11 protein-coding genes are annotated in these 11,198 nt (G+C 57.4%); 9 read left to right on the top strand and 2 right to left on the bottom strand.

All coding sequences use genetic code 11. The features are described from left to right. The first annotated feature begins 23 nt into the window (after positions 1-23). From GS611_RS20545 to GS611_RS20585, 9 genes are all read left to right on the top strand, one after another. The gene (locus GS611_RS20545; protein ID WP_171638537.1) at positions 24-1,157 is read left to right on the top strand and encodes an enolase C-terminal domain-like protein; all 1,134 of its coding nucleotides are present in this window, start codon (positions 24-26) and stop codon (positions 1,155-1,157) included. Further along, positions 1,154-2,404, top strand: coding sequence for an FAD-binding oxidoreductase (locus tag GS611_RS20550; protein ID WP_171638539.1), 1,251 nt, complete (start codon positions 1,154-1,156; stop codon positions 2,402-2,404). Before GS611_RS20545 ends, GS611_RS20550 begins: the two co-directional genes overlap by 4 nt. A gap of 52 nt (positions 2,405-2,456) precedes the next feature. Then, a complete protein-coding gene (locus tag GS611_RS20555) occupies positions 2,457-3,434 on the top strand; it encodes a TRAP transporter substrate-binding protein (protein WP_171638541.1) in 978 nt (325 codons plus the stop codon). A 69-nt stretch (positions 3,435-3,503) separates the two neighbouring features. Beyond that, the gene (locus tag GS611_RS20560) at positions 3,504-4,037 is read left to right on the top strand and encodes a TRAP transporter small permease (RefSeq protein WP_171638543.1); all 534 of its coding nucleotides are present in this window, start codon (positions 3,504-3,506) and stop codon (positions 4,035-4,037) included. 4 nt (positions 4,038-4,041) lie between these two features. Beyond that, positions 4,042-5,355 carry a TRAP transporter large permease gene (locus tag GS611_RS20565; RefSeq protein ID WP_152460436.1) on the top strand — a complete coding sequence of 438 codons (1,314 nt, stop codon included), beginning with the start codon at positions 4,042-4,044 and terminating at the stop codon, positions 5,353-5,355. A gap of 7 nt (positions 5,356-5,362) precedes the next feature. Next, positions 5,363-6,295: a hypothetical protein gene (locus tag GS611_RS20570; RefSeq protein ID WP_171638544.1), complete on the top strand. Its 933-nt coding sequence runs from the start codon at positions 5,363-5,365 to the stop codon at positions 6,293-6,295. A 185-nt stretch (positions 6,296-6,480) separates the two neighbouring features. After that, a complete protein-coding gene (locus GS611_RS20575) occupies positions 6,481-6,912 on the top strand; it encodes a DUF2141 domain-containing protein (RefSeq protein ID WP_171638546.1) in 432 nt (143 codons plus the stop codon). Between the two features lie 340 nt (positions 6,913-7,252). Then, entirely contained in the window at positions 7,253-8,407 is a 1,155-nt protein-coding gene (locus tag GS611_RS20580; protein WP_171638554.1) for an aromatic ring-hydroxylating dioxygenase subunit alpha, read from the top strand. Continuing rightward, entirely contained in the window at positions 8,404-9,480 is a 1,077-nt protein-coding gene (locus tag GS611_RS20585) for a 2Fe-2S iron-sulfur cluster-binding protein (RefSeq protein ID WP_171638556.1), read from the top strand. The genes GS611_RS20580 and GS611_RS20585 overlap by 4 nt, the downstream gene beginning before the upstream one ends. Positions 9,481-9,543: 63 nt before the next feature. Here GS611_RS20585 and GS611_RS20590 read toward each other — a convergent pair whose 3' ends face one another. Beyond that, entirely contained in the window at positions 9,544-9,915 is a 372-nt protein-coding gene (locus tag GS611_RS20590; protein WP_171617662.1) for a cupin domain-containing protein, read from the bottom strand. 90 nt (positions 9,916-10,005) lie between these two features. Continuing rightward, positions 10,006-11,043 carry a YeiH family protein gene (locus GS611_RS20595; RefSeq protein WP_171638558.1) on the bottom strand — a complete coding sequence of 346 codons (1,038 nt, stop codon included), beginning with the start codon at positions 11,041-11,043 and terminating at the stop codon, positions 10,006-10,008. Between the last annotated feature and the right edge of the window lie 155 nt (positions 11,044-11,198).

An 11,198-nucleotide genomic window follows, 5' to 3' on the forward strand; every position in this document is an offset into this window, starting at 1 on the left:
TTCGCTTAGCCACAGGGGGCGGAATGAACGATCTGTCACAAAACATAATCGGTTACGACCTTTGGCACCTGAAGCTTCCGGTCACGTCCCGCCGGGATCACGGTATAGGATCCGTCGAAGGTGCCTGCGAAGTCGTCATACTGCGACTGACATCCGAGGATGGCACACAGGGATTTGGCGAAGCGTCACCCTGGTCGGTGTTCACCGGAACCCCGGAAGCGACATTCGCGGCACTGGATCGTTATTTACGCCCTCTTGTTCTTGGCGCCAGCGTGGGCGACCGGTCAGCCATCATGGCGCGCGCGGCCTGTGCCGTGGCGCATTGCACCGAGGCCAAGGCCGCGCTGGAAACCGCGCTGCTGGATTTGGCCGGCCGTATCAGTGACATCCCTGTCTGGTCTTTGCTGGGCGGTCGCTGCCGCAGCGCCATTCCGCTCAGCTGTTCCATCGCCAACCCGGACTTTTCCCAGGACATAGACCTGTTGGCGCGGTTGCGAGAGGATGGCGTGCGGATTGTCAAACTCAAGACCGGGTTCAAGGATCACGCCTTTGACATCATGCGATTGGAGTATCTGGCGCAGAACTGTCCTGAATTCTCGGTCCGCGTGGATTTCAATCAGGGGCTGAACATCGATGACGCCCCGGCGCGGGTGCGGGACGTGGCCCAGTTCAATCCTGATTTCATCGAACAGCCGGTTCGCGCCCACCATTTCGACATGATGGCAAAGCTGCGCCAAATGACCGATATTCCCCTTCTCGCTGATGAGAGCGTCTTTGGCCCCGAAGATATGGAACGCGCCGCGCGTGAACGTATTTGCGATGGTGTTTCGGTGAAAATAATGAAGTCTTGCGGCCTGACCCGCGGGCAAACGGTCGCCCGCATTGCGGCCGCGCATGGTCTGACGGCATATGGCGGGGACATGTTCGAGGCCGGCTTGGCCCATCTTGCCGGCACCCATATGATTGCTGCAACGCCCGAGATCACATTGGGCTGCGAATTCTATCAGGCGTCCTATTTCCTGAAAGAAGACATTCTGGAAGAACCCTTCCGGATCCAGAACGGACAGGTCTGCGTGCCCGAAACCCCCGGGCTTGGCGGCAGGCCCGAGATGGCCAAACTAAACCATTACGCAGTGGCCAGGGCGGTTTCAGAATGAGTGACAAGAAAACCATAGCCATCATCGGCGCCGGTATCGTCGGCGTGTCGGCCGCGGTCTGGCTGCAACGGGACGGGCACGACGTGATCCTGTTCGACAAGGCCGGACCGGGTGAAGGCACGTCTCATGGCAATGGCGGTGTGCTGGCGTCCTGTTCCATCATACCTGTGACGGTTCCCGGACTGCTTAGCAAAGCGCCCAAAATGTTGCTGAGTTCGTCGCAGCCGCTGTTTTTGAAATGGGGGTATCTGCCAAAGTTGCTCCCATGGCTCCGGCAATATCTAAGCCACGCGAACGTGGCAGACGTTGAACGGATCGCGGCGGCGCTGACGCCGATCGTCGGCGACAGCCTGAATGACCACAAGGCATTGGCGGCAGGCACGCGTGCTGAAAAGTGGATCGTGCCCAGCGACTATCTGTTTCTCTACGAGAACCGGGCCCATTTTGAACAAGATGCGTTGGGCTGGGGAATAAGGCGGAAGAACGGCTTTGATTGGGAAGAACTGGAGGGCAAGGCGTTTCACGACTATGACCCCGTGTTCAGCCCGGATATCGGTTTCGCTGCCAAGCTGTCAAACCACGGTCATATCATCGATCCGGGGCGGTACGTGAAAGACCTGGCCGCCCATGTCGAGGCCGGCGGAGGCCGGATCATCCGCGCCAATGTCGAGGACGTCACCCGCGACAACGGCCGCGTTACCGGTGTGCGCGCGGATGGTGAGACCATCGTTTGCGACACCGCCATTGTAACGGCTGGCGTCTGGTCGGGGCCGCTGGCAAAGCGACTGGGGGTTTCTGTTCCTCTTGAAAGCGAGCGCGGTTATCATCTTGAATTGGTGTCACCTTCTGCCATGCCCCGCAGCCCGGTCATGGTGGCTTCGGGCAAGTTTGTTGCCACGCCCATGGATGGGCGCATACGCTTGGCGGGTATCGTGGAGTTCGGTGGGCTGGACGCACCGCCCTCGCGCGCACCGTTTGAATTGATGCGAAAGAATGCCCGGGCCGCGTTTCCGGGCATAACATGGAAGGAGGAAGTGGAATGGATGGGGCACAGGCCGGCCCCGGCTGACTCGATCCCGATCATAGGCGACGTGCCCGGAATCAAAGGGGCCTATATGGGCTTTGGGCATCATCATATCGGCCTGACAGGTGGGCCAAAGACCGGGCGGCTTCTGGCGCAGATGATTGCGGGCAGAACCCCGAACACCGACGTAAGCGTCTATGCGCCGTCGCGCTTTGCAACATAAGAACAGACCGATGAAAAACATCGGTATTCCAAAACTCGATAGGGAGAAAACGATGAAAACACTGACAAACCTTCTGGCGGCAACCGCTTTGACTGCTGCCGCGGCAGCACCGGCCATGGCCGAAAAATGGGACATGCCGATGGCCTATTCGGCGTCGAACTTCCATTCGGCCACCGGTGCGGAATTCGCCAAATGTGTAACGACCGGAACCGGCGGTGAGATCGAAATCGTTACGCATCCATCCGGCTCGCTGTTCAAAGGTGCCGATATCAAACGCGCAATCCAGACCGGGCAAGCCCCGATCGGAGAACGCCTTCTGTCCGGCCACCAGAATGAGAACGCGTTGTTCGGTTTCGACTCGATCCCGTTCCTTGCGACCTCGTTCGACGACAGCGCCAAGCTTTGGGAGGCCGCCAAGCCCTCTATCGAAAAACTGCTGGCCGAGCAGAACCTGACGCTGCTTTATGCTGTACCGTGGCCGCCGCAGGGACTGTATTTCAAGAATGAGGTGAACTCGGTCGCCGATATGAAGGGCATCAAGTTCCGTTCGTACAACAACGCGACTTCGCGACTGGCCGAGTTGACGGGCATGTTGCCGGTAACGATCGAAGCGGCAGAAATCAGTCAGGCTTTTGCGACGGGTGTCGCCGAGTCGATGGTGTCTTCGGGATCGACCGGGTACGACCGCAAGGTCTGGGAAAGCCTGAACTATTTCTACGAAGTCGATGCCTGGTTGCCGCGCAACTACGTGATGGTGAATTCGGATGTCTGGTCGGGCGTGTCCGACGCCAACAAGAACGTCATCAAGGCCTGCGCAGAGCTGGCGGAATACGCGGGCAACTGGCGCGCCAAGGAATACACCGGCTTTACTCTGCAAGGTCTGCGTGATGGTGGCATGACCGTCGGTCCGGCATCCGAGCAGATGACGAATGAGCTGAAAGAGATTGGTGTGACCATGACCAATGAATGGCTGGAGGCCGCCGGCGACGAAGGCAAAGCCATCGTCGACGCGTTCAACGCCTCTCAGTAACCATTCGAGGCAGGCGGCGTTGCATTGCGTCGCCTGTTTTCCATCCAATCATAACAAAGCGGGGACGCCATGGCGGTATTGCGGGGGCTTCGGTCCGTTCTGGATTTCATCTATCTGGCAGCGGGGGTAATGGCGGCGGTCAGCCTGATTGCCATTCTTTTGCTGATCGTCGTGCAGATGCTGGCCCGCTGGACCGGTGAGGTATTTCCCGGAGCGCCCGACTATGCCGGCTATGCAATGGCGGCGGCATCTTTTCTGGCCTTTGCCAATGCGTTGAATCGGGGCAGCCACATTCGGGTTTCGATCCTTCTGAACGCGGTGCCGGACAGCGTGCGGCGTGTCCTTGAAATCTGGTGTTTCACCATCGGCACAGCCGTCATGTGGTATTTCTGCTGGTATGCCTATCGCTTCGTCTATTGGAGCTGGAAGTTCAACGACATCAGCCAGGGTCAGGACAGAACCGCGCTGTGGATTCCGCAATCCGCGATGCTGATCGGAGCCGTCATCCTGGCCATCGCGCTGACGGATCACCTGATCCACGTCCTGTTCAAAGGTGACCATCGCATTGTCCGCGATCTGGCCGACCAGAGCCACGGAGAATAGACGCATGGAAAACCTGTCTGTCATCATCCTTTTCCTTTTTGTTCTGTTCACGTTGCTCGGTACCGGTGTCTGGGTTGGCCTGGCCCTGATGGGGGTCGCCTGGGTCGGGATGGAGCTGTTCACGACACGCCCCGTGGGCGACGTGATGATCACAACCATCTGGTCGGCGTCGTCGTCGTGGACCCTGACCGCCTTGCCCATGTTCATCTGGATGGGCGAAATCCTGTACCGCACGCGATTATCCGAAGACATGTTCAAAGGGCTGTCCCCTTGGATGGCACCCCTGCCCGGCGGTTTGGTGCATACCAATATCGTGGGTTGTACCGTCTTCGCGGCAGTCTCAGGTTCGTCGGCGGCAACGCTGACCACCGTCGGCAAGATGTCGATCCCCGAACTGCGCAAGCGCAATTACCCCGAACGGATGATCATCGGTACTCTGACCGGCGCGGCCACTCTGGGGCTGATGATCCCGCCGTCCCTAACCCTGATCGTCTATGGGGTGACGATCAATGAATCGATCACCAAGCTGTTCTTTGCCGGCATCCTTCCCGGTTTGGTGCTGGCAGCGATGTTCATGGGTTATGTTGCGATCTATTCCAAGTTGGGCAAAGATTGGACCCCGGATGTCGAGGGCAAGCTGAGCTTCTCCGAGAAAGTCAGAAATTCCCGCTTTTTGTTGCCTGTGATCCTTCTGATCACGGTCGTCATCGGCTCAATGTATCTGGGCTATGCCACTGCGACCGAAGCTGCGGCTTTCGGGGTGATCGGCGGCCTGTTGCTTGCGGCAGGCCAGGGGTCGTTGAACTGGAAGACATTCACTGAAAGCCTGATGGGGGCCACGCGAACCAGCGCGATGATTGCCCTGATCCTTGCTGGCGCTGCTTTCCTGTCACTGTCCATGGGCTTCACCGGCCTGCCGCGCGGGCTGGCCGATCTGATTGCAGGTTGGGAACTGACCCGTTTCGAACTGCTGATGGTCCTGCTGGTGTTCTACATCATTCTGGGCTGTTTTCTTGACGGGATTTCTTCCGTCGTGTTGACCATGGCCGTGGTGGAACCAATGATCCGCGATGCTGGCATTGACCTGATCTGGTTCGGCATCTTCATCGTGGTCGTTGTTGAAATGGCGCAGATCACACCTCCGATCGGGTTCAACCTGTTCGTGATGCAGGGCATGACCAACCATGAGATGAGCTATATCGCACGCGCAGCGATACCGATGTTCCTGATCATGGTGCTGATGGTCTTCATCCTCATCTGGTTCCCCGACCTCGCCACCTGGCTGCCCGAGAATTTGCGTCAGAGCCCGGGCGGGTAAAACGGCCTTGAACCTGCTCCATCTGGCGGCCCGTCACGGGCCCCGTGTTCTGGTCGCCGGATTGGCGGCGGGTCTTTTATTGCCGGGTTTGGCCGAGCCCATGCGAGGCCTGCTGCCGCCCCTGGTCGTGTTGTTGCTGTTCGTCACCGTCCTGAGAATGGACCCCGAAACCATTCTTGGATCGTTGAGCGATCTGCACAAGGTCGCGTTCACCGTCATCGGGTTTCAATTCGTGATGCCGCTGATCATTCTGGCTATTGGATTTGTCGGGGGATGGACCGGAACGCCGGTGCTTCTGTCCCTGCTCATCATGGCGGCTGCGCCCTCGATTTCCGGCAGTCCCAACATGTGTTTGATGATGGGCTACCCACCTGAACACGCGATGCGAATGATGGTGGTTGGGACCGCCCTGCTGCCATTGACAGCGTTTCCGGTGTTCCTGCTCATGCCAGAACTGGGCGGCATTCACTCTGTTCTGCTGGCCGGGTTGCAACTGCTGTTGACGATACTCTGCACAACCGGCGCCGCCATTGTTGTCCGGCGCGTCTGGTTGCGTTCACCATCACGCTCCACATTGGTGAATCTGGAAGGGTTGGGCACAATCACCTTGGCCGTTTTTGTCATCGGCCTGATGCCTTCCGTCAGCACCACTGCGCTGAAAAGCCCGGCCGTCGCCGCTTTCTGGATCGCGCTCGCCTGTCTGGCCAATTTCGGAGCACAATTCCTTTCGTTCCGCATGACCCGTGGACGTCTGCCGGCAGCCAGAGCAACCGCTGTCTCTCTGATCGCGGGAAACAGAAACATCGCGATTTTCTTCGTTGCTTTGCCGCCCGAGGTCACCGCACCCATCATGGTCTTCATCGGGGCGTATCAAATCCCGATGTACCTGACGCCAATGGTCATGCGTCATCTCTACATGAGGCAAGTCTTGCCCGAGTAGCTTTGGAAAGCCGCCTTAGGATATTTTTTTCCTTTTCTCCGATCCTTGTCCGCGTTGGGCCGATACCTCGTGCTTGGTTCAATGCAAAAAAACACCCTCAGGAAAATCGGGTGAATGCTTGTCACAGTTGACAGCTAATTGCATCCTTCCTATTTACTGTCAATATCGACAGTAAAGGATACATCATGCCGATAAGCAAACTGGTCGTCGCATCTGTGATGACACTAGCTTCAACCCTCGGGGCATCCGCACAAACTCTCACTGCAACGGTGCAGGGCGTGCGCAATGCAGAGGGTGATTTGATCATTGCCGTGTTCGATGACGCAAAGTCTTTTAAGGCCATGGACATGACGAACGCGGCGGCCTTGGCTTCCGTTCCTGCTGTCAAAGGCTTGGCTTCGGTCACCTTTCACAATCTCCCGCCTGGCACCTATGCGATTGCCGGGATTCACGACGAGAACAGCAACAGCAACCTGGATACCGAAAAAGATGTCCCAACCGAAGGGTACGGCTTTGGCGGTATGGGGCAGAACGGTCTGCCGCCGGAATTCGCGAATGCCGCTGTCACCGTCGGCACCGGCGTCACCGCAAACCTGAAGCTGAAATACTGGAAATAACATGATCGGCGCCCCACAAATCGTGAAGAACGTCATGAGCAGATCATGCAGGCTCTGATCAGATGTGTTGCGAAATCTGGCCTGGATGGTGCATCGCTTTCGCTGCGCTCATGGTCGCGACGGCGCTTGGCTGTCAGACGTTGTGGGGGATTCTTTTCATGTTCTGGACAATCCCGAGTTTTCATTCCGGGCACTCTTTGCTTTTAACCAACGTATCCCGGGATGAGGATCCCATCCTGTTTTGGCTGGTCCAACTTGCCTGGATCGCACTTAGCCTGTCGATGACCGCTATCGACTTTCACCCTCGGACGTTTTGAAAACTCTTTCACAAGAGGCTCAAATGAAACCCATGCTGCACCTTTTGCCGGTCGAAGCTTACACGAGCCAGGATTGGTTCGACCGGGAAATGCGCGAAATCTTCTCCAAAACCTGGCGCTACGCCGGTTTTATGGAGGATGTCAGTGAACCCGGCCAGTTCATCGCCTTGCAGGCCGGACTCAACAATATATTCGTGATCATGGGGCGCGATCGTCGCCTGCGCGCCTTCCATAACATCTGCCGCCACCGCGGAACCCAATTGATCCGCGCGGTTGGCAAAACGCAAAAAGCATTGACCTGTCCTTATCACGATTGGACCTACGATCTTGAAGGCAATCTGATTTCGGTGCCGGATGAGCACGAGGAATTTGGCAAGGTCGACAAGTCCTGCCTTGGCCTGAAACCCGCCAAGGTCGATATCTGGAAATCGATGATTTTCGTCCACCCAGACCCCGACGCGCCTTCCATCGCCGAATGGTTCGGCCCCGTCGAACCCCATATCGGCCCGCACGTACCGGAAGAGCTGATCGAGTACGAAGACCTGAACACCAGCTATGAGATAAAGGCCAACTGGAAGGTTGTCGTCGAAAATTACATCGACGTTTACCACCTGAGCCATCTGCATTCGAATACGCTGCAGATGTATGACCACAAATCCGCCGAATTCCACTGGGAAGGACCTCATTACATGTTTTGGGAGCCGCCCGTGGCGGAGTTTCTTGAAGATCAGGACAGCAAACTGACCGCCCCGCGCGTCATCCCCAAAGACATGAACGGCGCCTGGGTGCCGATGCTGTTCCCGGGGATTGGTCTGGCCGCTTCGGAAGACGGCTGGAATATCTTCATTGTCGAACCCCTTGGCCCGGAACTGACACGAGTTCACAACCGCGGGCGGGTGTCCAACAGCTCGGAATGGGAATTCACCAAACAGTCGATGAAGTCGTCCTCTTTCTGGTCCAAGTTTGGAATAGCTGGGAAATACGAAGCCAATGACGCGATGGGCGAAGATGACCCGATGGTTGCCGGTGACTTTACCGGTGAAGACATCTACGCGTGCGAGCAACAGCAGAAATCCCTGCATTCTCCGTATTTTGAAGCAGGTCCGGCGGCAAACGGTGAAAGTCCCGTCATCGCGCACCAGAAAGTTGTTCTGCAATGGTTGGGGGAAGGGAAATGAACTCGCGTGATTTTTTCCCATTGCGCGTTTGCGGGACCAGAGTCGAGCCGGATGGCGTGGCAAAGACCGTTATGTTCGATGTCCCTGACCACCTGATGGACATATTCGCCTGGAGGCCGGGCCAACACGTGTCCGTTCGTTTCAATATTGATGGCGAAGAGCACCGTCGAAGCTATTCGATCTCCAGTTCGCCTTACTCCGGGGACCCGCTTCGCATCACCGTCAAACGGGTCAAGGGTGGCCGTGTCAGCAACTTTATCAACGACACTGTTCAGGAAGGGCAAACCATTGACGTCATGCCGCCATTTGGCAGTTTCTGCCTGGACCCCGACGAAACGGCGCGGCGCACCCATTACTTTTTTGGCGCGGGCTCTGGAATTACTCCGCTCTTTGCAATGCTGAACTCGGTTTTGACAGCCGAGCCCCATTCAGTCGCGCATCTGGTGTACGGCAACACAAACGCCAAGAGCATCCTGTTGCAGCACGAACTGAGCGTGCTTCAGCAAGCGCATCCCGAACGTTTTACAATCAACCATGTCTTTTCGAAACCCGGCTGGTGGTCCAACGCCGAGTACTGGCGGCAAGGTACAATCGACAAGGCCGCCATCGAAGCGTTGATCGCCGAGTATCCACCTTACGCCCAGGACGCGCGTTACTATATCTGTGGTCCGGGCGATATGAACCAGGCCGTCAAATCGGCCTTGATGTCCATTGATGTTCCCCAGAACCGCATCCACATGGAAAGCTATGGTGCTGCGCCGGATCTGGACACGGGTATTGACGGGGTGGACGCAAGCGCTGAATTGACGCTGGAAGGCACCCGACATCTCATTTCGGTTTCCAAGGGACAGACCATTCTTCACGCAGCGCAGTCAGCGGGGCTCAAGCCACCCTATTCCTGCCAATCCGGAGTTTGCGGCGCGTGCCGGGCCAAACTGACCGACGGCACAGTTCATATGCGGGCGCGCATGGCGCTGGAAGACAAAGACATCAAAGCCGGAGAAATCCTGACCTGCCAGTCAATACCCACGGCGGAAAAACTGACGATCAGCTTTGACCAGACCCGTCGCTGAAAAGCCAATGACGCGCCTGAGGCATGCCGGTTCACGCCGCCTCAGGTTCATTCACGGATCGGATCATGCGTCGGGCGCGCAATCTCGGATCACGAAGTGCTTGGTCGTTTCTTCCACGACTTCCCAATAGCCGCGAAAGCCATTGGGGATCAAAAAGCTGGCCCCGGTGCGAAAATCCTGACGGGTCCCGTCTTCGTGGATCAGGGCGCAATGGCCTTTGACGATATAGCAATATTCGTCCTTGTCCGTGAACGCGTGCCATTTGCCCGGCGTAGACGTCCAGGTCCCGGCAGACAGTTGTCCATCCGGGCTGGTGAAGTGCATTCCAATCTTGTGATGCGGATCACCCGCGACAACGCGATCGGGAAGATCGGCCAAACGCCTTTCGCTGCGCGTTGCGGGCTCATCGAAAAGATTGATTACCTGTGTCGTCATGAGGTCATACCCTCCTGCTGGTCATGTAGTGCGAGATGACGTGACCGGCCAATGGTCGGTCACGTGCTGGACTTGGAATTTCGCCATCCTCTAGTGAAACAGGTAGACGCCCGCCAGAACCAGAGCAGCGATGAAGATCGTCTCGGCCACAATCAGGACGATGGCCTGCCCGCCAACATCCAGAATCCGCTTGAGCGACGTTTTCATGCCCACTGCGGCAATCGACACCAACAGCGCCCAACGGCTGAGATCGGCCATGGCCGACGAGACCACATCCGGGATCAGACCTATTGAATTCAGGACGGCAAAGATCAGAAAGCCAACGACAAACATCGGCAAAATGGGCGGGCGCTTGCCGTCTTCCTCGCTGAACTCCGCGTGGCGCCGGACAAGAAACGAGATAACCAGCACCACCGGGGCCAGCATGGCAACACGGATCAGTTTGACCAAAGTCGCGACCTCACCGGTTTGGTCCGAAACCGAGAACCCGGCCCCGACAACCTGCGCGACATCATGTATCGTTCCGCCCAGGAAGACCCCTGAAACCTCGTCGTTGAACTCGAAAGCCTCGGTGAGGATCGGGTAGGCGATCATCGCGATTGTCGACAGAACAGTTACCGACAGTACCGTGAAAACCAGGTTCCGCTCCGAATGCTCGTTTTTGGGCAGAATGGCCGACAAGGCCATCGCGGCCGATGCGCCGCAGATCGCCACCGATCCCCCCGTCAGCACCCCAAAGCGCCAACCACGGCCCAGAAGACGCGCGCCAAGAAGGCCGAACAGGATCGTGAGGATCACACCGGCAATCACAACGGCAATCAGATCAGCGCCAAGGCTCATCATCAATTCAACGGAAATACGCGCCCCAAGCAGCGCAACGCCAAAACGAAGAACCGTTCGTGCGGTAAATTCGATTCCGGCCTTGCAGTCGCCGGCATCGTCTTCGGCCAGGAAATGGAACGCGATGCCCAGCAACAAGGCCATCAGCATCGCCGGGGCACCATAATGTTCGGACAAGAACTTCGCTGCGACGGCGACAACCACGGAAACAAGGAAACCGTGCCCGTTCAAACGAACGAAAGACCGTGCCCGAAGCCACGGCGAGTTGGATGCACTCAACGCCTGCATCTTACTTCCTTTGCAATATTTGAGCTGCCTTTTGGGCAAAGCCTGCCCCCACCCGAACCGTATTCGGCCCGGGTGGGGGCAGGATCAGATTACAGTTCGGCCTGAGCTTTCATGTCGTCGGCGGAGATTCCGGCGACGGCGACGGGTTTTTTCAT

It is taken from the genome of Ruegeria sp. HKCCD6119 (assembly GCF_013110585.1).
In the GTDB taxonomy this organism is placed as follows: domain Bacteria; phylum Pseudomonadota; class Alphaproteobacteria; order Rhodobacterales; family Rhodobacteraceae; genus Ruegeria.